The organism is Aurantimonas coralicida DSM 14790 (assembly GCF_000421645.1).
GTDB classification, from domain to species: Bacteria; Pseudomonadota; Alphaproteobacteria; order Rhizobiales; family Rhizobiaceae; genus Aurantimonas; species Aurantimonas coralicida.
Genome location: NZ_ATXK01000020.1, coordinates 1 through 20,698 on the forward strand (window position 1 = coordinate 1; position 20,698 = coordinate 20,698).

Here is a 20,698-nt window from a genome sequence, read left to right on the forward strand (position 1 = left end):
TCGTGCCGATCGCGATGGAAGACAAGCTGCGCTTCGCCATCCGCGAAGGCGGCCGCACCGTCGGCGCCGGCATCGTCGCCTCGATCATCGAGTAGTCTGCCGGCAGGCGCGCAACGCCGCGCCGCGCCGATATGCTGAAGTTGACGGGCCCCTTCGCGGGGCCCGTTTGCGTTTGCGGTGCCGGAGGCGCTCGCGGCTGAGCCGGAGAGGGCAGGGCCGGTGAGATCCACGCGGCCCTGCATGGCGCCGGTCGCAGGCCGGTCCGATTGCGCCGACTGTTGCGTGCAGCGCCATCCGCGCTAGAAACCGGCAGGTGTTGCGAGGAGATCGCCAGTTGCGAGTATGGACCGTCAGCGAGGAGAAGGCCGGCACGCTGACCCAGTGCGTCGGCGTGGCTGAGCATCTGACAGACGAGCCAATCGTCCATACGGTGGAGCGGCTGCCGAAATGGCGGCGCGGATTGTTCTCTCCCTACTGGCGCAGCCGCGCAGCCGAACCGGATATCGTCATTTCCTGCGGCTGGTTCGCCGAACGTCACGTGGCCCGTATCCGCGAGCGTTTCGGCGGACGGCCGTTTGCCGTGCATCTGCAACCGCCCGCCCCCCCGTCGCGCGGCATCTACGATCTTGCCTTCGTGTCCCGGCACGACTGGAAGAGCCCGCGTCTGGACGGCACCGATTATCGCAGCATGATCGGCGTGCCCCATCGCATCAAGCGGACGGCGCTGGACGAGCGTCGCGTGGCCGCGCGCGGCCGCTGGCTCGCCGAGGGCGACGACCGGCCGATCGTGGTGATGCTGCTGGGCGGGGCCAACGGCGCCTATGACTACGATGCGCCGACGATCGACCGGCTGGTCGCCAGCGCCCGCGATCTGGTGGCGGAGGGCTGGCTGGTCCTGGTGTCCACTTCCCGCCGCAGCGACCCCTCGCTGCTGGACGCGCTGCTGCATGTCGGCGAGCCGGACATCCGCGTGTGGGACCGGACCGGCGACAATCCCTATCGGGACTATCTCGCCGCGGCCGACGCCTTCCTGATCAGCAAGGACACGGTGACCATGCATTGCGAGGCGCTGACATCGGGGCGGCCGGTCTACAGCCTCGATCTCGCGCCGATCCAGGGCGAGCGCCTGGAAAAATTCGAGTGGTTCCATGAGGATATGCAGGAGACGCTGTGTCTGACCCGGCCGTTCGCCGGCGATCTGGCCCCCTACAACTACACATTCGCCGATCAGTCGCTGGAGATTGCCGAGACGATCCGCGCCGAATACGCCGCACGGCGGTGAACGGCGCCACGCCCTCCGGCGCCGCGCTGACGCCGCACCTCTTGGCGATCCGCGAGGCGCACCGCGCCCAGATGGACCGCCTCGGCTTGCTGCAGCGTCCCTGGGTCCTCCTGGGCGGCGCCCCGGACCCGGCCATGCCGGATGCCCTGCGCGCCAGCCACGCGCGGGTGGACATCAACAATTCAGGCCTCGCGGCGAAGCGTTTCGGCTGGGGACCGGCGGATCTGAGCGTGCGGCGGCCGGTCGAGTCATGGTCGGTCTTCCCCGACCTCGAGGCGGGGGCCATGCTGTGGTTCAGTCCGCGGCCGAGATGGCGCCAGCACTGGAAGCTGCTGCGCCAGCGCAAGGCCAGGATCGGCGCCCTGGTGTCGATGCACCCCGACGACCGCGAAGCGGTCAATCTGGCGATGATCGGCCACGAAATGATCGACATCGGCGAACTGGGCAAACCTTCGACGGGAATTGCAGCGCTCTGCTACGGCCTGTTTCTCGGCGTGCCGGAGATCGTGCTGTCGGGTTTTTCCTTTGCCCGGACCGGCCATTCCTACGACACGCTGGCGCGTCCGCGCATGCAGATCGCGGAGGATCGCTACGCCCTCGAAATGCTGCGCGACGATCCGCGCGTCGCGACAAGCGAGCCGGAACTCGCGGCCGATCTCGGCTTGCGGCTGTGGACGTCCTGACGCGCGCCGCGATGCAACACCCGCCCCGGATCTCGCGCGGCGTTGGCCTTTGCCGGTCACGGGTGTATGACGCCAGCGTTCAGCAATTCAGCAAGGTGACCTCGTGACGCAACCGACAGTTCAGGTCTTCATCGGGTTCGATTCCAAGGAGGTGATTGCCTATCACGTCCTGTGCCAGAGCATTCTCGAGCGCGCGACCGTGCCCGTGGTGTTCTCGCCGCTCTATCTGCCCAACCTGGAAGGCGTGTTCCAGCGCGAGCGCAACGCGCTGCAGTCGACGGAATTCTCCTTCTCGCGCTTCCTGGTGCCGTATCTGTCCGGCTTCACGGGCTGGAGCCTGTTCATGGACTGCGACATGCTGATGCGCGCCGACATCGCCGAGCTCTGGGCGCTGCGCGACGATCGCCATTCGGTCATGTGCGTCAAGCACGACTACCAGCCCAAGGTGGAGACCAAGTTCCTCGGCCAGACGCAGACCAAATACGAGAAGAAGAACTGGTCGAGCGTCATGCTGTTCAACAATGCCAAATGCCAGGCGCTGACGCCGGACTACGTCAACACCGCCACCGGCCTGCAGCTGCACCAGTTCAAATGGCTCGACGGCGACGAGAACATCGGCGAACTGCCGGCGGAGTGGAACTGGCTGGTCAATGAATACGACCACAATCCCGATGCCCGGAACGTGCATTTCACCGATGGCGGGCCGTATTTCGACGATTACCGCAACGACGACTACGCCGAGGAATGGTTTGCCGCGCGCGAGCGGACGCTGTTCGTCCAGCAGCGCGGCGCCTGAGGTCTTGCGGCGGGACTGCGGGACATGACCGCCATGACGCAGGCGAATGATGCGCGCGGGCTGCCCGAATCGCGTGACGGCTGGGCGGCGTTCTTCGGCGGCTTCGCCCGCGTCGTCCTCGTCGCCAACAGCGACGCGGTCGATATCGCGGCGCTGACGGCGCGCTACGGCGACGGCACGCTCTTCGTCTTCTTCAACAAGGTGTTCAAGGTTCTCGACGCGCCCTTCGATCGGCCGTCGTTGCTGATCGCCCGCAGCAGCCAGGCGGGCGCCAACATCGTCTATCGCCGGGAAGTCGGCACCGTGCTGCAGCTCCTGCGCGGTCCGCAATTCCATGGCATCGCCAATCTGAAGGCCGGCGCCGCAGAAACCTTCAGCCCGGCCGAATCCTTCGAGAACGCGCCGGTCGGTTTCCTCGACCTCGCGCCGGTCTTTGCCGATTTCTATCCGGGCACCCATGTCCCGACCAGCGGTTTCGCGCTGGCCTTCTGGCTGGCCGAAGCCTGTCCCGCACTGCCCATCGTGCTGGCCGGCTTCACCGCGCGCCGCTCGACGCGCTGGAAGCTGTTCCACGACCATGAATGGACCTTCGAGCAGATGGTGAACCGGCTCCTGGTGCGCACCGGCCGCCTGACGATGGATGGCAGCGGCAGTGCCGGCGAATGGTCGCGAATCGCCACGCGGATTCCGGGCGTCACGGCCGCCGATGTCGCGCTCGTCTCCTCAGAGGTCCTGTCGGAACGTCTCGAAGGCACCAATCAGGCGATCGACCGCCTGATGTCGCTGACGCGGCTGCAGGGACGGCTCGACACTTTTCTGCGCGGGCTCAAGCCGAAGACGCGCAAGCAGAAGCTGGCGGAGCAGGCGGCCAGGGGATCGTCAGAAGGCAAGTGACGAACGCCGCGGCTGAGTCGTTCGAATATCGACGATGCGCGGCTCGATCACGGGCTGGTGTCGGGCAAGTGGTCGCGATGGCCAGACTTGTCCGTTTCGCGGGTGAGGGCGGTTTAGTCCTGCGTCCTGTGAGCGCGGTTTAGGCGCCCCGGGCAGCGTTTCGTCGAAAAAGGGTGTTGCAGTTCGCGCCGTGAGGCGATATCTGGGCGCCATCGTAGGGGTATAGCTCAGTTGGTAGAGCGGCGGTCTCCAAAACCGCAGGCCGTAGGTTCGAGCCCTACTGCCCCTGCCAGCAACGCGAACGAGAGTTTTCCCCGGCAGCCCTTGTGAATCATTCCGAGGGCGGCTAAGTGGGGCATTCTTAATGACATATGGCGCGTGGGGCGATCGCTAGCCTTCATGCGCCTTAGCCGTGAGCGGTTTATGGCCAAGACCAATCCCTTCAGCTTTCTTCAGCAGGTCCGGTCGGAGACCGCGAAGGTGACGTGGCCCACCCGTCGCGAGACCGTCATTTCGACGATCATGGTTTTCGTGATGGTGGCGTTCGCCGCGACCTTCTTCTTTATCGCGGATCAGCTGCTCGGCTACGTCGTCGGCCTGATCATGAGCGTCTGATCCGGACGCTGCAGGAGTTATCACCAGTTTCATGACCGCTCGTTGGTACATCGTCCACGCCTATTCGAATTTCGAAAAGAAGGTGGCAGAATCGATCGAGGAGCAGGCCCGTCAGAAGGGTCTGTCCGATAAATTCGAGAAGATTCTCGTGCCGACCGAGAAGGTCGTCGAGGTGCGCCGCGGCCGCAAGGTCGATGCCGAGCGCAAGTTCTTCCCCGGCTATGTCCTGGTCAAGGCCGAGCTCACCGACCAGGTGTTCTCGATGATCAAGAACACGCCGAAGGTCACCGGCTTCCTGGGCGCCGAGAACCGGCCGACCCCGATCACCGAGAAGGAAGCCGAGCAGATCCTCGCGCAGGTCCAGGACGGTGTCGAGCGGCCGAAGCCGACCGTCTCCTTCGATATTGGCGAGCAGGTGCGGGTCTCCGACGGCCCCTTCGCCTCGTTCAACGGCATCGTTCAGGAAGTCGACCAGGAGCGCGCGCGTCTCAAGGTGGAAGTTTCGATCTTCGGGCGTGCGACGCCGGTGGATCTCGAATTCGGTCAGGTCGAGAAGGCCTGATCCGAACGGGCGCCAAGCCCATCCTCGTGCGGGAGGCGCTCGGGCTCTAGCCGGCCCCTGTTCCGGACCGCGCGGACTGCAGACTGCCGGAAGTCCGGCTGGCTTCGTGCCGGCCGCCCGGCGTGAACATTGAAGGCAGGTACAAATGGCTAAGAAAGTACAGGGCCAGCTGAAGCTTCAGGTCCCGGCCGGTTCGGCGACGCCGTCGCCGCCCATCGGTCCGGCGCTGGGTCAGCGCGGCATCAACATCATGGAATTCTGCAAGTCGTTCAACGCGCAGACCCAGGAGCAGGAAAAGGGCCAGCCGATCCCGGTGGTCATTACCTACTACCAGGACAAGTCCTTCACCTTCGCGATGAAGACCCCTCCGGTGAGCTACTTCCTCAAGAAGGCCGCCAACCTCAAGAGCGGCTCCAAGGAGCCGGGTCGCAGTGTCGCCGGTTCGGTGACGCGCGAGCAGGTTCGCGAGATCGCCGAGAAGAAGTTCAAGGATCTGAACGCGAACGACATTGATGCGGCGGTTCTCATGGTCGAGGGCTCTGCCCGCTCCATGGGCCTCGAAGTGGCGGGCTGAGACGATGGCAAAGAGTGGCAAGCGAATCCGTAGCGCCCGCGAGGGCATCGAGCGCACCAAGCTGTATGGCCTCGACGAAGCTGTGCAGATGCTCAAGGACCGGACCAAGACCAAGTTCGACGAGACCATCGAAGTTGCGATGAACCTCGGCGTCGACCCGCGTCACGCCGACCAGATGGTCCGCGGCGTGGTCAACCTGCCGAACGGCACCGGTCGGACCGTCCGCGTCGCCGTCTTCGCGCGTGGTGACAAGGCCGAGGAAGCCAAGGCTGCCGGCGCCGACATCGTCGGTGCGGAAGACCTCGTCGAGCAGGTCCAGGGCGGCACGATCGACTTCGACCGTGCGATCGCCACGCCGGACATGATGGCCCTCGTCGGTCGTCTCGGTAAGGTGCTCGGCCCCCGCGGCCTGATGCCGAACCCGCGCGTCGGCACGGTGACCCCGGACGTCGCAGCGGCCGTCAAGGCTTCGAAGGGCGGCGCCGTCGAGTTCCGCGTCGAGAAGGCCGGCATCGTGCATGCCGGCGTTGGCAAGGCCAGCTTCGACAGCAAGGCGATCGTGGAGAACATCCGCGCCTTCGCCGATGCGGTCCAGAAGGCCAAGCCGTCGGGCGCCAAGGGCAACTATGTCCAGCGCATCGCGGTGACGTCGACGATGGGCCCCGGTGTGAAGGTCGATCCGTCGACCGTCGGCGCCTCGCAGGCCTGACCCTTACAAATTGGAAGCGGCGTCCCTATATCCGCCGCTTCCCTATCAAGGTTCCGGGCTCGTCCCGGTACGTGGAGGCTTTTGAAAGCCTCCTGAATGCCTGTCCGAGATTGTGGGCGGCCGGTGCTTCGGCTCCGGTCATAATCGTTAGATAGCCCTCATGAGACGGGGAAGTTCCGAGTTTTCCGGCATCGCCGGTCTGGTCGGTTCGAACCTCTGAATGCCTTGCGTCGCCCATCGGTTCCACGGAGCTGCTGCGGGTTGGCCGGGGGGACAGGATCTCCGAGCGTCGCCCGGATGGTCCGGGCGGCAAAAGGCAACCGGCCTCGTTTCGCAAGAACCGGGGCTAACTGGAGAGAGGCAGTGGACAGAGCGGAAAAGCGCGAATTCGTCACGTCCCTTCACGAGACCTTCCAGGCCTCGGGAACGGTCGTCGTGGCCCACTATGCCGGTCTCACGGTCGCGCAGATGAACGATTATCGTTCGAAGATGCGCGTCGCGGGAGGCACCGTCAGAGTCGCGAAGAACCGCCTCGCCAAGATCGCTCTTGAAGGCACGGACGCCGCAGGCATCTCGAATCTGTTCGAGGGCCAGACGCTGATCGCTTATTCGAGCGATACGGTGGCGGCGGCCAAGGTGACCAACGACTTCGCCAAGGGGAACGACAAGCTCGTCATCCTCGGCGGTTCGATGGGCGCCACGACACTCGATGCAGACGGTGTGAAGGCCTTGGCCACCATGCCGTCGCTGGACGAACTCAGGGCCAAGCTGGTCGGCATGATCAATACGCCGGCTACTCGGATCGCTGGGGTTCTCCAGGCGCCTGCGGGGCAACTCGCACGCGTCTTCGGTGCCTATGCCAAGAAAGACGAAGCGGCGTGAGGATGGTTCCTCGCTGCACACCTCAAAGTTCGAACCTGAAGGAATACTAACATGGCTGATCTCGCCAAGATCGTTGAAGACCTGTCGGCCCTGACCGTCCTCGAGGCGGCTGAGCTGTCGAAGATGCTCGAAGAGAAGTGGGGCGTCTCCGCCGCCGCGCCGGTCGCCGTTGCGGCCGCTGGTGGTGGTGCTCCGGCCGAAGCCGCCGAAGAGCAGACCGAGTTCAACGTGATCCTCGCATCTGCCGGTGCGCAGAAGATCAACGTCATCAAGGAAGTCCGTGCGATCACGGGTCTTGGCCTCAAGGAAGCCAAGGACCTCGTCGACAACGCGCCGAAGCCCGTCAAGGAAGGCGTGGACAAGGCCGAGGCCGACAAGATCAAGGACCAGCTCGAGAAGGCTGGCGCCACGGTCGAAGTCAAGTAATCGCGGTTCGCCGCGCTTACGCAGAACATCCGGGGGCGGGACGGCAATTTGCCGTTCCGCCTTCCGTGCTCGCCATAGGGTTCCGGCCTCTAAGGGTCGATCTGGCGGGCAGGGCACTCTCCGCGGTGCGGCACGGTAAGACGCGGGACGGGAATGCAGTGCGTGTGTTCGAACGGCTTGCCGGCAAGCCTTTCGAAGACGCGGGCCCAGCGCCCGACAGATCGGTCAGTCGCTGCCGCCGCAGGGCGCAGCGGAGTCTCTCGGCGGAGAGACAGAGGAATTTCAGCCCTTTGGTCGAGGGCGATATCACGAGAAGGAGCGACGATGTCTCAGACGACGACGTTTAGCGGTCGCAGGCGCGTGCGCAAGTTCTTCGGGTCGATCCCCGAAGTGGCCGAAATGCCGAACCTGATCGAGGTCCAGAAGGCCTCCTACGATCAGTTCCTGATGGTGGACGAGCCGGTAAACGGGCGTCTGGACGAAGGGTTGCAGGCCGTCTTCAAATCGGTCTTCCCGATCTCCGACTTCTCCGGCCAGGCCATGCTGGAATTCGTCAAGTACGAGTTCGAGCAGCCAAAATTCGATGTCGAGGAATGCCGTCAGCGCGATCTGACCTATGCTGCGCCGCTGAAGGTGACGCTGCGCCTCATCGTGTTCGATGTCGACGAGGACACCGGCTCCAAGTCCATCAAGGACATCAAGGAGCAGGACGTCTACATGGGCGACATGCCGCTCATGACCATGAACGGTACCTTCATCGTCAACGGCACCGAGCGCGTCATCGTCTCGCAGATGCACCGTTCGCCGGGCGTCTTCTTCGACCATGACAAGGGCAAGAGCCATTCGTCGGGCAAGCTGCTCTTCGCGGCGCGCGTCATTCCCTATCGCGGTTCCTGGCTCGACATCGAGTTCGACGCCAAGGACGTCGTGCATGCGCGCATCGACCGGCGCCGCAAGATTCCCGTGACCAGCCTGCTGATGGCGCTGGGCATGGACGGCGAAGAGATCCTGTCGACCTTCTACGACACCGTGAAGTTCGAGAAGGACAAGAACGGCTGGCGCGTTCCCTTCTCGGTCGAGCGCGTGCGCGGCCAGGGTGCGGTCGTCGATCTGATCGACGCCGACAGCGGTGAAGTGCTGGTCGAGGCCGGCAAGAAGGTCACCGCGCGCCAGGCGCGTCAGATGCAGGAGAAGGGCGTCAAGGCGCTCCGCGCGACCGAGGACGATCTGGTCGGCTCCTACATCGCCGAGGACATCGTCAATCCTGAGACCGGCGAGATCTATCTCGAAGCCGGCCAGGAACTGGAGATGACCGTCGACGCCAAGACCGGCGAGCGCAAGGGTTCGCTGATCGACCTGATCAACGCGGGCTACGACGAGTTCACCGTTCTCGACATCGACCACGTCAATGTCGGCGGCTATATCCGCAACACCCTCGCGGTGGACAAGAACGAAGGCCGTCAGGACGCGCTGTTCGACATCTACCGGGTCATGCGCCCGGGCGAGCCGCCGACGATGGAAACCGCCGAGGCGATGTTCCAGTCGCTGTTCTTCGATTCCGAGCGCTACGATCTGTCGGCCGTCGGCCGCGTCAAGATGAACATGCGTCTCGACGTCGACGCCGAGGACACCGTGCGCGTGCTGCGCAAGGAGGACATCCTCGCGGTCGTGCGCACGCTGGTCGACCTGCGCGACGGCAAGGGCGAGATCGACGACATCGACAATCTCGGCAACCGCCGGGTGCGCTCGGTCGGCGAGCTCATGGAGAACCAGTACCGCGTCGGTCTGCTGCGCATGGAGCGGGCCATCAAGGAGCGCATGTCGTCGGTCGAGATCGACACCGTCATGCCGCAGGACCTGATCAACGCCAAGCCGGCGGCCGCCGCCGTGCGCGAGTTCTTCGGTTCCTCGCAGCTCTCGCAGTTCATGGACCAGACCAACCCGCTGTCGGAAATCACCCACAAGCGTCGTCTCTCGGCGCTTGGACCCGGTGGTCTGACCCGCGAGCGCGCCGGCTTCGAAGTCCGCGACGTGCATCCGACCCATTACGGCCGTATCTGCCCGATCGAGACGCCGGAAGGCCCGAACATCGGACTGATCAACTCGCTCGCCACCTTCGCGCGGGTGAACAAGTACGGCTTCATCGAGAGCCCGTACCGCAAGGTTGTCGATGGCGTGGTCACCCACGACGTCGTCTATCTGTCGGCCATGGAGGAATCCAAGCATCACGTCGCCCAGGCGAACGCGATCCTGACGGACGACAACCAGTTTCAGAACGAGTTCGTGGTCTGCCGCCACCAGGGCGACGTCTTCATGACGCCGCGCGACAATGTCGACCTGATGGACGTCTCGCCGAAGCAGCTCGTGTCCGTGGCGGCCGCGCTCATTCCGTTCCTCGAGAACGATGACGCGAACCGCGCACTGATGGGCTCGAACATGCAGCGTCAGGCCGTGCCGCTGGTGCGCGCCGAGGCGCCGTTCGTCGGCACCGGCATGGAGCCGATCGTGGCCCGCGACTCGGGCGCCGCCATCGGCGCCCGCCGGACGGGTATCGTCGACCAGGTCGACGCGACGCGTATCGTCATCCGGGCGACCGAGGATCTGGAAGCCGGCAAGTCCGGCGTCGACATCTATCGTCTGATGAAGTTCCAGCGCTCGAACCAGAACACCTGCATCAACCAGCGTCCGCTGGTCGCGGTGGGTGACCGGGTCGAGAAGGGCGACATCATCGCCGACGGTCCGTCGACGGATCTGGGCGATCTCGCCCTCGGCCGGAACGTGCTCGTCGCGTTCATGCCGTGGAACGGCTACAACTACGAGGATTCCATCCTCCTGTCCGAGCGCATCGTCGCCGACGACGTCTTCACCTCGATCCACATCGAGGAGTTCGAGGTCATGGCGCGTGACACCAAGCTTGGACCCGAGGAGATCACGCGCGACATTCCGAACGTGTCGGAAGAGGCGCTGAAGAACCTCGACGAGGCCGGCATCGTCTATATCGGTGCCGAGGTGCAGCCGGGCGACATCCTGGTCGGCAAGATCACGCCGAAGGGCGAAAGCCCGATGACGCCGGAAGAGAAGCTTCTGCGCGCCATCTTCGGTGAGAAGGCGTCCGACGTCCGCGACACCTCCAACCGCATGCCTCCCGGCGCCTATGGCACCGTGGTCGAGGTCCGCGTGTTCAACCGCCACGGCGTCGAGAAGGACGAGCGCGCCATGGCGATCGAGCGCGAGGAGATCGAGCGCCTCGCCAAGGACCGCGACGACGAGCAGGCGATCCTGGATCGCAACGTCTACGGTCGCCTGATCGAAATGCTCGACGGCAAGGCTGCGGTCGCAGCGCCGAAGGGCTTCAAGAAGGGCTCCGTCATCACCGCCGAGGCGATGGGTGAATACCCGCGGTCGCAGTGGTGGATGTTCGCCGTTGAGGACGAGAAGACCCAGGCGGCTCTCGAGGATCTGCGCAACGTCTATGACGAGGCCAAGAAGACCCTCGAGCAGCGGTTCATGGACAAGGTCGAGAAGGTCCAGCGCGGCGACGAGCTGCCCCCGGGCGTCATGAAGCAGGTCAAGGTCTTCGTCGCCGTCAAGCGCAAGATCCAGCCGGGCGACAAGATGGCCGGCCGTCACGGCAACAAGGGCGTTGTCTCGCGGATCCTGCCGGTGGAAGACATGCCGTTCAACGCGGACGGCACCCATGTCGACATCGTGCTGAACCCGCTGGGCGTGCCGTCGCGCATGAATGTCGGACAGATCCTGGAGACCCATCTGGGTTGGGCCTGTGCCGGCATGGGCCGGAAGATCGGCGACATGCTCGAGGCCTACCAGACCAGCCAGGACGTCTCGCCGCTGCGCGACGAGATTGCCGGGCTGCTGGGCGACAGCGATCGCAACGAGAAGGTGAAGAACTACGACGACGAAAGCGTTCTGACGCTCGCCAAGCAGATGAAGCGCGGCGTCTCCATCGCCACGCCGGTCTTCGACGGCGCGGTCGAGCAGGATATCGTCGAGATGCTGGAGAGGGCTGGGCTGAACGGCTCGGGTCAGGTCACGCTCTATGACGGGCGTACCGGCGAAGCCTTCGATCGGCAGGTCACGGTCGGCTACATCTACATGCTGAAGCTGCACCACCTGGTGGACGACAAGATCCACGCCCGTTCGATCGGACCGTACTCGCTCGTGACCCAGCAGCCGCTGGGCGGCAAGGCGCAGTTCGGTGGCCAGCGCTTCGGCGAGATGGAGGTCTGGGCGCTCGAGGCATACGGCGCGGCCTACACGCTGCAGGAGATGCTGACGGTGAAGTCGGACGACGTCGCGGGCCGTACCAAGGTTTACGAGTCGATCGTGCGCGGCGACGACGCGTTCGAATCCGGCATTCCGGAGAGCTTCAACGTGCTGGTCAAGGAAATGCGCTCGCTCGGCCTCGACGTCGATCTGGCGAACTCCGCCGCCGAGCTGCCGGCTCCGGCCGACCTGCCGGACGCTGCCGAATAGGCCATTCATGACAGGACCGCGGCGCGCCGCGGTCCGGGCCGGCGCCCCTTCGGCGCCGGTCCTCGACGATTGAAGAATTTGAGCGGCCGCCGGTAACCCCCGCCGCGGCCCGGGGCAGGCGCCCCAGAAGGAGAAAAGCCATGAACCAAGAGGTCATGAACATCTTCAATCCGCAGGTGGCTGCGCAGACGTTCGATTCGATCCGGATCTCGCTTGCCTCGCCTGAGAAGATCCTCTCCTGGTCGTTCGGCGAGATCAAGAAGCCGGAGACGATCAACTACCGTACGTTCAAGCCCGAGCGCGACGGCCTTTTCTGCGCGCGCATCTTCGGTCCGATCAAGGACTACGAGTGCCTGTGCGGCAAGTACAAGCGCATGAAGTACAAGGGCATCATCTGCGAAAAGTGCGGCGTCGAGGTCACCCTCTCGCGCGTGCGTCGCGAGCGCATGGGCCATATCGAGCTCGCAGCCCCCGTTGCCCATATCTGGTTCCTGAAGTCGCTGCCGAGCCGCATCGGCACGCTGCTCGACATGACCCTCAAGGACATCGAGCGGGTTCTCTATTTCGAGAACTACATCGTCACCGAGCCGGGCCTGACCTCGCTGAAGGAGCACCAGCTCCTGTCCGAGGAAGAGTACATGATCGCCACCGACGAGTTCGGTGAGGATTCGTTCACGGCACTGATCGGCGCCGAGGCGATCCAGGATCTGCTCGGCTCGATGGATCTCGAGACGATCGCCGGCGACCTGCGTTCGGAGCTTGCGGAGACCACCTCCGAGCTCAAGACGAAGAAGCTGATGAAGCGGCTGAAGATCGTCGAGAACTTCCTGGAATCCGGCAACAAGCCGGAATGGATGATCATGAGCGTCGTCCCGGTGATCCCGCCGGACCTGCGCCCGCTCGTCCCGCTGGACGGCGGCCGCTTCGCGACCTCCGACCTGAACGACCTGTATCGCCGCGTCATCAACCGGAACAACCGCCTCAAGCGGCTGATCGAGCTGCGCGCACCGGGCATCATCATCCGCAACGAGAAGCGGATGCTGCAGGAATCCGTCGACGCGCTGTTCGACAACGGCCGTCGCGGCCGCGTCATCACGGGTGCCAACAAGCGCCCGCTGAAGTCGCTCTCCGACATGCTCAAGGGCAAGCAGGGCCGGTTCCGTCAGAACCTGCTCGGCAAGCGCGTTGACTATTCCGGCCGTTCGGTCATCGTGACCGGTCCCGAGCTGAAGCTGCATCAGTGCGGCCTGCCGAAGAAGATGGCGCTCGAGCTGTTCAAGCCGTTCATCTATGCGCGCCTCGACGCCAAGGGCTTCTCGTCCACGGTCAAGCAGGCCAAGAAGCTGGTCGAGAAGGAGCGTCCGGAAGTCTGGGACATCCTCGACGAGGTCATCCGTGAGCATCCGGTTCTGCTGAACCGTGCGCCGACGCTGCACCGTCTCGGCATCCAGGCGTTCGAGCCGGTGCTGATCGAGGGCAAGGCCATCCAGCTGCACCCGCTGGTCTGCACGGCGTTCAACGCCGACTTCGACGGTGACCAGATGGCGGTCCACGTGCCGCTGTCGATCGAGGCGCAGCTCGAAGCCCGCGTCCTGATGATGTCGACCAACAACATCCTGCACCCGGCGAACGGCCAGCCGATCATCGTGCCGTCGCAGGACATGGTGCTGGGTCTGTACTACCTGTCGATCATGAACGAGAACGAGCCGGGCGAAGGCATGGCCTTCTCCGACATCGGCGAGATGGAGCAGGCGCTGTTCACCGGCGCCGTGACGCTGCACTCCAAGATCAAGGGCCGGTTCAAGACCATCGACGCCGAGGGCAACCCGGTCTCGCAGATCTACGAGACCACCCCGGGCCGCATGCTCATCGGCGAGATCCTGCCGAAGAACGCCAAGGTTCCCTTCGACATCTGCAACGAGCTGATGACGAAGAAGAACATCTCGCGGATGATCGATCAGGTGTATCGCCACTGCGGTCAGAAGGAGACGGTGATCTTCTGCGACCGGATCATGCAGCTCGGCTTCCGCCATGCGTGTACCGCGGGTATCTCGTTCGGCAAGGACGACATGCTGATCCCCGAGACCAAGCCGCAGATGATCGGCGAGACCCAGGCGCTCGCGAAGGAATACGAGCAGCAGTACAATGACGGCCTGATCACCCAGGGCGAGAAGTACAACAAGGTCGTCGACGCCTGGGCCAAGTGCACAGACAAGATCGCCGACGAGATGATGGCTCGCATCAAGGCCGTCGAGTTCAACGAGGACGGCCGTCAGAAGCCGATGAACTCGATCTACATGATGTCGCATTCGGGCGCGCGTGGTTCGCCGACCCAGATGCGTCAGCTGGCGGCGATGCGCGGCCTGATGACCAAGCCTTCGGGCGAGATCATCGAGACGCCGATCATCTCGAACTTCAAGGAAGGCCTGACCGTTCTCGAGTACTTCAACTCGACCCACGGTGCCCGTAAGGGTCTGGCCGACACCGCCCTGAAGACCGCCAACTCGGGTTACCTGACCCGTCGTCTCGTCGACGTCGCGCAGGATTGCATCATCACGCAGGTCGACTGCGGGACCGACAAGGGTCTGACGATGCAGCCGATCGTCGATGCCGGCCAGGTGGTCGCATCGCTGGGCCAGCGCGTGCTGGGCCGGACCGCGCTCGAGGACATCGTGCATCCGCTCACCGGTGAGGTCATCGTCAAGGGTGGCGTCACCATCGAGGAGCCGGATGTCGAGATCATCGAGAAGGCCGGCATCCAGTCGATCAACATCCGTTCGGCGCTGACCTGTGAGATCCGCACCGGCATTTGCGGCACCTGCTACGGCCGCGATCTGGCCCGTGGCACGCCCGTTAACATGGGCGAGGCCGTCGGTGTCATCGCCGCGCAGTCGATCGGCGAGCCGGGCACGCAGCTGACCATGCGGACCTTCCACATGGGCGGTACCGCGCAGGTGGTGGATTCCTCGTTCCTCGAGGCGTCCTACGAAGGCACGGTGCAGATCCGCAACCGCAACGTGGTGCGCAACTCCGACGGCCAGCTGGTCGCCATGGGCCGCAACATGGCCATCCTGATCATGGATCAGGCGGGCAAGGAACGGGCCTCGCATCGCGTCACCTACGGTAGCCGCGTCTATGTGGACGATGGCGATACCGTGCGGCGCGGCCAGCGTGTCGCCGAGTGGGACCCGTATACCCGCCCGGTGCTCACCGAGCTCGACGGTACGGTGGACTTCGAGGATCTGGTCGACGGCATCTCGGTGTCCGAACAGGCCGACGAGGCCACCGGCATCACCAAGCGTGCGGTCATCGACTGGCGGGCCAGCCCGCGCGGTCAGGACCTCAAACCGGCGATGGTCATCAAGGGTGACGACGGCGAGGTTCTCAAGCTGCCGCGCGGTTCCGATGCCCGCTACTACCAGTCGGTCGACGCCATCCTGTCGGTCGAGCCGGGCACGCGGGTCTCGGCTGGTGACGTCCTGTCGCGTATTCCGATGGAAAGCGCCAAGACCAAGGACATCACCGGTGGTCTGCCGCGCGTCGCCGAGCTGTTCGAGGCCCGCAAGCCGAAGGACAACGCGGTCATCGCCGAGATCGACGGTACGGTGAAGTTCGGGCGCGACTACAAGAACAAGCGCCGGATCATCATCGAGCCGCACGAGGAGGGCGCCGAGCCCGTCGAGTACCTGATCCCGAAGGGCAAGCCGTTCCATCTCCAGGAAGGCGACGTCATCGAGAAGGGCGACTACATCCTCGACGGCAACCCGGCACCGCACGACATTCTGGCCATCCGCGGCGTGGAGGCTCTCGCGAGCTACCTCGTCAACGAGATCCAGGAGGTCTACCGGCTCCAGGGCGTGTTGATCAACGACAAGCACATCGAGGTCATCGTCCGGCAGATGCTGCAAAAGGTCGAGATCGTCGAATCCGGCGATAGCGGCTACATTCCGGGCGACCATGTCGACCGGATCGAGTTGGCGGAGCTGAACGAGCGTCTGAACGAGGAGGGCAAGCGTCCCGCCTCGGGCAACCCGGTCCTGCTCGGCATCACCAAGGCGTCGCTGCAGACCCCGTCCTTCATCTCGGCCGCCTCCTTCCAGGAGACGACCCGGGTGCTCACCGAGGCCGCGGTTGCCGGCAAGACGGACACGCTGCAGGGCCTCAAGGAGAACGTCATCGTCGGCCGACTCATCCCGGCCGGTACCGGTGGCACCATGACCCAGGTCCGCCGCATCGCCACGGCGCGCGACGACCTGATTCTCGACGATCGCCGCAAGGCGGCCAACGTCGCCGAGACCGACCGGATGCTGACTTCGGTCAGCGACCCGGCCGAATAGGCCTTAACCGCCTGTTAACACCCTTCAGGGGCCGCCTTCGGGCGGCCCTTTGTCGTTTAAGCCCCGCGATGCGCCACCGAGCGGCGCGAGCGTCCGCAATATGCCGGCGCTTTCCGGCGGGAGCGGGGGATCGGGGTTGACGAGGGGGGAGGGAATCGATAGATAGCCCTCCAACAGAGCCGATGTGAAGCCGACTCTTCCCAAGGACGCCGCGTCCGGGATCCAGAGCTTCAAACAAGGCTTCGTTCAACGAGACGCCACATCGCTGTATGCACGATCGCTCTGGCGGTCCTCTGCTTCGTGCCGGGCAGTTCGCAATACATGCGAACGATATGCTCGGTTTCGTGCATGGAGAAGTCCACTCCATGTACGGGCGGGCTGCTTCGTTTCGAACTTTGGATTTGGAAGAAGAGGGAAGGTTGGAATGCCGACCATCAACCAGCTTGTCCGCAAGCCTCGCGTACGTCCCACCGAGCGCAATACGGTCCCGGCACTCGAAGCGAACCCGCAGAAGCGCGGTGTCTGCACGCGAGTTTATACGACGACCCCGAAGAAGCCGAACTCGGCTCTGCGTAAGGTCGCCAAGGTTCGCCTCGTCAACGGTTACGAGGTGATCGGCTATATCCCGGGCGAGGGGCATAACCTTCAGGAGCACTCCGTGGTGATGATCCGCGGCGGTCGCGTGAAGGATCTTCCCGGCGTTCGCTATCACATCATTCGCGGCGTGCTCGACACGCAGGGTGTCAAGAACCGGAAGCAGCGGCGTTCGAAGTACGGCGCCAAGCGTCCGAAATAAGCCCAACGCTGATCACTGGAAGAGACGATAAATGTCCCGCCGTCACAGAGCCGAAAAGCGCGAGATCAACCCGGACCCGAAGTTCGGCGATCTCATCGTATCCAAGTTCATGAATGCCGTCATGTATGACGGCAAGAAGTCGGTTGCCGAGCGCATCGTGTATGGCGCGTTCGACGCCGTCCACGAGAAGTCCCGTCAGGACGCCGTGGCGATCTTCCACCAGGCGCTCGAGAACATCTCGCCGCATGTGGAAGTCCGTTCGCGCCGCGTTGGTGGTGCGACCTACCAGGTCCCGGTCGATGTTCGTCCGGAGCGCCGTCAGGCACTGGCCATTCGCTGGCTGATCACTGCGGCTCGCAACCGCAACGAGACGACCATGGTCGATCGCCTGTCGGGCGAACTCATGGACGCCGCCAACAACCGCGGTACCGCCGTGAAGAAGCGCGAAGACACGCACCGCATGGCGGAAGCGAACCGCGCCTTCTCGCACTACCGCTGGTAATTCTAGCTTCTGTCCGAAAGGCGACGCCCGATGGCACGCGACTATAAGATCGAAGATTACCGTAATTTCGGCATCATGGCTCACATCGATGCGGGAAAGACGACGACGACCGAGCGGGTGCTCTTCTACACCGGCAAGTCCCACAAGATCGGCGAAGTGCACGACGGCGCTGCGACGATGGACTGGATGGAGCAGGAGCAGGAGCGCGGCATCACGATCACCTCCGCTGCGACGACCACCTTCTGGCAGGGTCGCGACGGCAAGAAGCGCCGCTTCAACATCATCGACACCCCGGGTCACGTCGACTTCACCATTGAAGTCGAGCGTTCGCTCCGCGTGCTCGACGGTGCGATCGCACTGCTCGACGCCAATGCCGGTGTCGAGCCGCAGACCGAGACCGTCTGGCGCCAGGCCGACAAGTATCATGTCCCGCGCATGATCTTCGTCAACAAGATGGACAAGACCGGCGCCGACTTCTACCGCTGCGTCGAGATGATCAAGTCGCGCCTCGGTGCGCGTCCGGTCGTGATCCAGCTGCCGATCGGCGCCGAGAACGAGTTCAAGGGCGTCGTCGACCTCATCGAGATGAAGGCGCTTGTCTGGCGCAACGAGAATCTCGGTGCCGAGTGGGACGTCGTCGAGATCCCGGACGATCTGAAGGATCGTGCCGAGGAATATCGCGAGCTGATGATCGAGGCTGCGGTCGAGATCGACGAAGCCGCTACCGAGAAGTATCTCGAAGGCGAGATGCCCGACAATGACGAGCTGCGTCGCCTGATCCGCAAGGGTACCTGCGACGTCTGGTTCACCCCGGTTCTGTGTGGCTCGGCCTTCAAGAACAAGGGCGTTCAGCCGCTGCTCGACGCCGTCGTCGACTTCCTGCCGTCGCCGGTCGAAGTCCAGGCGATCAAGGGTATCGACCCGAAGACCGATGGCGAGATGATCCGCAAGTCGTCGGACGACGAGCCGCTGTCGATGCTGGCCTTCAAGATCATGAACGACCCGTTCGTCGGTTCGCTCACCTTCGCCCGCATCTATTCGGGTGTCCTCACCAAGGGCTCCTCGGTGATGAACACGGTGAAGGACAAGCGCGAGCGCGTCGGCCGCATGCTGCAGATGCACTCCAACTCGCGTGAGGACATCGAAGAGGCGTATGCAGGCGACATCGTGGCGCTGGCCGGTCTCAAGGAGACCACCACGGGCGACACGCTCTGCGATCCGCTGAAGCCGGTCATTCTCGAGCGCATGGAATTCCCCGATCCGGTCATCGAGATCGCGATCGAGCCGAAGACCAAGGGCGACCAGGAGAAGATGGGCCTCGCGCTCAACCGCCTGGCAGCCGAGGATCCGTCCTTCCGCGTCAAGACCGACGAGGAATCCGGCCAGACGATCATCGCCGGCATGGGTGAGCTTCACCTCGACATCCTGGTCGACCGCATGAAGCGGGAGTTCAAGGTCGAGGCGAATATCGGTGCACCGCAGGTGGCATACCGCGAGACGATCACGCGGAAGGCCGAGGTGGACTACACCCACAAGAAGCAGACCGGTGGTACGGGTCAGTTCGCCCGCGTCAAGCTGGTGTTCGAGCCGGCCGAGATCGGCGAAGGGTTCTCCTTCGAGTCGAAGATCGTCGGCGGCGCCGTGCCGAAGGAATACATCCCGGGCGTCCAGAAGGGCATCCAGTCCGTCCTCGGTGCAGGTCCGCTTGCGGGCTTCCCGATGGTCGACATCAAGGCCGAGCTCCTCGACGGTGCTTACCATGACGTCGACTCCTCGGTCCTGGCCTTCGAGATCGCCTCCCGTGCGGCGTTCCGCGAAGCCATCCAGAAGGCCGGACCGCGCCTCCTGGAACCGGTGATGAAGGTCGAGGTTGTGACGCCTGAGGATTACGTCGGCGATGTCATCGGCGACTTGAACTCGCGGCGTGGTCAGATCCAGGGCACCGAGCCGCGCGGCATCGCGCAGGTCGTCAACGCCATGGTCCCGCTGGCCAACATGTTCGGTTACGTGAACCAGCTCCGCTCGATGTCCCAGGGCCGCGCCCAGTACACGATGCAGTTCGATCACTACGAGCAGGTTCCGAACCAGGTCGCTGACGAGATCCAGAAGAAGTTCGCCTGATCGCGAACGGCTTCGAGACGAATAGGGCTTCCTGAGCCCGCACTAGACAAACGGAGTGGCAAGATGGCCAAGAGCAAATTCGAGCGCAACAAGCCGCATGTGAACATCGGCACGATCGGTCACGTTGACCATGGCAAGACGTCGCTGACGGCGGCGATCACGAAGTACTTCGGCGAGTACCGTGCGTACGACATGATCGACGCGGCGCCGGAAGAGAAGGCGCGCGGCATCACGATCTCGACGGCGCATGTGGAGTACGAGACGGAAGCCCGTCACTACGCCCATGTCGACTGCCCGGGCCATGCCGACTACGTGAAGAACATGATCACCGGTGCCGCCCAGATGGACGGCGCGATCCTGGTGTGCTCGGCCGCCGACGGCCCGATGCCGCAGACCCGCGAGCACATCCTCCTGGCCCGCCAGGTCGGCGTGCCGGCGATCGTGGTGTTCCTGAACAAGGTCGACCAGGTCGACGACGCCGAGCTCCTGGAGCTCGTCGAGCTCGAGGTTCGCGAGCTGCTGTCGTCCTACGATTTCCCGGGCGACGACATTCCGATCATCAAGGGCTCGGCACTGGCCGCTCTCGAAGACTCCAACAAGGAGATCGGCGAGGACGCGGTGCGTGAGCTGATGAAGGAAGTCGACGCCTACATCCCGACCCCGGAGCGTCCGGTCGACCAGCCGTTCCTGATGCCGATCGAGGACGTGTTCTCGATCTCGGGTCGTGGCACGGTGGTGACCGGCCGCGTCGAGCGCGGCATCGTCAAGGTCGGCGAGGAAGTCGAGATCGTCGGCATCCGCGACACCAAGAAGACGACGGTGACCGGCGTCGAGATGTTCCGCAAGCTGCTCGACCAGGGCCAGGCCGGCGACAACATCGGCGCGCTGGTTCGCGGTGTCGATCGTGAAGGCGTCGAGCGCGGTCAGGTTCTGTGCAAGCCGGGTTCGGTGAAGCCGCACACGCGCTTCATGGCCGAGGCCTACATCCTGACGAAGGAAGAGGGTGGCCGTCATACGCCGTTCTT

Annotated in this window: 17 protein-coding genes and 1 tRNA gene; all 18 read left to right on the plus strand. The window is 64.1% G+C overall.

From position 1 onward, the window contains the following. Positions 1 to 95, plus strand: a 95-nt coding sequence (locus tag H536_RS24030; RefSeq protein WP_155898537.1) for an EF-Tu C-terminal domain-related protein, incomplete at its 5' end; no start/stop codon positions are given. 239 nt (positions 96 to 334) lie between these two features. Then, the gene (locus H536_RS0121565; protein WP_024352394.1) at positions 335 to 1,282 is read left to right on the plus strand and encodes an ELM1/GtrOC1 family putative glycosyltransferase; all 948 of its coding nucleotides are present in this window, start codon (positions 335 to 337) and stop codon (positions 1,280 to 1,282) included. Further along, positions 1,279 to 1,965, plus strand: a complete 687-nt coding sequence (locus tag H536_RS0121570; RefSeq protein WP_024352395.1) for a hypothetical protein — start codon at positions 1,279 to 1,281, stop codon at positions 1,963 to 1,965. Before H536_RS0121565 ends, H536_RS0121570 begins: the two co-directional genes overlap by 4 nt. A gap of 103 nt (positions 1,966 to 2,068) precedes the next feature. After that, on the plus strand, positions 2,069 to 2,761 hold the full coding sequence (locus H536_RS0121575; protein WP_024352396.1) for a glycosyltransferase family protein: 693 nt from the start codon (positions 2,069 to 2,071) through the stop codon (positions 2,759 to 2,761). Between the two features lie 24 nt (positions 2,762 to 2,785). Then, complete coding sequence (locus tag H536_RS0121580) at positions 2,786 to 3,655, plus strand: hypothetical protein (RefSeq protein WP_024352397.1); 870 nt, start codon at positions 2,786 to 2,788, stop codon at positions 3,653 to 3,655. Positions 3,656 to 3,871: 216 nt separating this feature from the next. Continuing rightward, positions 3,872 to 3,947 (plus strand) — tRNA-Trp (locus H536_RS0121585). Between the two features lie 131 nt (positions 3,948 to 4,078). Then, on the plus strand, positions 4,079 to 4,270 hold the full coding sequence (secE, locus tag H536_RS0121590) for a preprotein translocase subunit SecE (RefSeq protein WP_029703862.1): 192 nt from the start codon (positions 4,079 to 4,081) through the stop codon (positions 4,268 to 4,270). A gap of 31 nt (positions 4,271 to 4,301) precedes the next feature. Then, positions 4,302 to 4,832, plus strand: coding sequence for a transcription termination/antitermination protein NusG (gene nusG, locus H536_RS0121595; RefSeq protein ID WP_009209743.1), 531 nt, complete (start codon positions 4,302 to 4,304; stop codon positions 4,830 to 4,832). 145 nt (positions 4,833 to 4,977) lie between these two features. Further along, entirely contained in the window at positions 4,978 to 5,406 is a 429-nt protein-coding gene (gene rplK / locus H536_RS0121600) for a 50S ribosomal protein L11 (RefSeq protein ID WP_009209742.1), read from the plus strand. A gap of 4 nt (positions 5,407 to 5,410) precedes the next feature. Then, on the plus strand, positions 5,411 to 6,115 hold the full coding sequence (gene rplA / locus H536_RS0121605) for a 50S ribosomal protein L1 (RefSeq protein WP_024352398.1): 705 nt from the start codon (positions 5,411 to 5,413) through the stop codon (positions 6,113 to 6,115). Positions 6,116 to 6,478: 363 nt separating this feature from the next. Continuing rightward, a complete protein-coding gene (rplJ, locus tag H536_RS0121610; RefSeq protein WP_024352399.1) occupies positions 6,479 to 6,997 on the plus strand; it encodes a 50S ribosomal protein L10 in 519 nt (172 codons plus the stop codon). Between the two features lie 51 nt (positions 6,998 to 7,048). After that, positions 7,049 to 7,423 (plus strand): 50S ribosomal protein L7/L12, encoded by a 375-nt coding sequence (rplL, locus tag H536_RS0121615; RefSeq protein ID WP_009209739.1) that lies wholly within the window; start codon positions 7,049 to 7,051, stop codon positions 7,421 to 7,423. Positions 7,424 to 7,747: 324 nt separating this feature from the next. Next, a complete protein-coding gene (gene rpoB, locus H536_RS0121620; RefSeq protein ID WP_024352400.1) occupies positions 7,748 to 11,917 on the plus strand; it encodes a DNA-directed RNA polymerase subunit beta in 4,170 nt (1,389 codons plus the stop codon). Positions 11,918 to 12,057: 140 nt separating this feature from the next. Then, positions 12,058 to 16,254, plus strand: coding sequence for a DNA-directed RNA polymerase subunit beta' (gene rpoC / locus H536_RS0121625; protein WP_024352401.1), 4,197 nt, complete (start codon positions 12,058 to 12,060; stop codon positions 16,252 to 16,254). A 424-nt stretch (positions 16,255 to 16,678) separates the two neighbouring features. Then, positions 16,679 to 17,050, plus strand: a complete 372-nt coding sequence (rpsL, locus tag H536_RS0121630; protein WP_009209736.1) for a 30S ribosomal protein S12 — start codon at positions 16,679 to 16,681, stop codon at positions 17,048 to 17,050. A 31-nt stretch (positions 17,051 to 17,081) separates the two neighbouring features. After that, entirely contained in the window at positions 17,082 to 17,552 is a 471-nt protein-coding gene (gene rpsG, locus H536_RS0121635; RefSeq protein WP_009209735.1) for a 30S ribosomal protein S7, read from the plus strand. A 30-nt stretch (positions 17,553 to 17,582) separates the two neighbouring features. After that, complete coding sequence (fusA, locus tag H536_RS0121640; RefSeq protein WP_024352402.1) at positions 17,583 to 19,673, plus strand: elongation factor G; 2,091 nt, start codon at positions 17,583 to 17,585, stop codon at positions 19,671 to 19,673. Positions 19,674 to 19,736: 63 nt separating this feature from the next. Then, positions 19,737 to 20,698, plus strand: a 962-nt coding sequence (gene tuf, locus H536_RS0121645; protein WP_024352403.1) for an elongation factor Tu, incomplete at its 3' end; no start/stop codon positions are given.

Bases quoted from the DNA above. Each gene is read 5' to 3' on its own strand.
- H536_RS0121580 (WP_024352397.1), top strand. From the start codon at position 2,786: ATGACCGCCATGACGCAGGCGAATGATGCGCGCGGGCTGCCCGAATCG.
- secE (WP_029703862.1), top strand. From the start codon at position 4,079: ATGGCCAAGACCAATCCCTTCAGCTTTCTTCAGCAGGTCCGGTCGGAG.
- nusG (WP_009209743.1), top strand. From the start codon at position 4,302: ATGACCGCTCGTTGGTACATCGTCCACGCCTATTCGAATTTCGAAAAG.
- rplK (WP_009209742.1), top strand. From the start codon at position 4,978: ATGGCTAAGAAAGTACAGGGCCAGCTGAAGCTTCAGGTCCCGGCCGGT.
- rplA (WP_024352398.1), top strand. From the start codon at position 5,411: ATGGCAAAGAGTGGCAAGCGAATCCGTAGCGCCCGCGAGGGCATCGAG.
- rplL (WP_009209739.1), top strand. From the start codon at position 7,049: ATGGCTGATCTCGCCAAGATCGTTGAAGACCTGTCGGCCCTGACCGTC.
- rpoB (WP_024352400.1), top strand. From the start codon at position 7,748: ATGTCTCAGACGACGACGTTTAGCGGTCGCAGGCGCGTGCGCAAGTTC.
- rpoC (WP_024352401.1), top strand. From the start codon at position 12,058: ATGAACCAAGAGGTCATGAACATCTTCAATCCGCAGGTGGCTGCGCAG.
- rpsL (WP_009209736.1), top strand. From the start codon at position 16,679: ATGCCGACCATCAACCAGCTTGTCCGCAAGCCTCGCGTACGTCCCACC.
- rpsG (WP_009209735.1), top strand. From the start codon at position 17,082: ATGTCCCGCCGTCACAGAGCCGAAAAGCGCGAGATCAACCCGGACCCG.
- fusA (WP_024352402.1), top strand. From the start codon at position 17,583: ATGGCACGCGACTATAAGATCGAAGATTACCGTAATTTCGGCATCATG.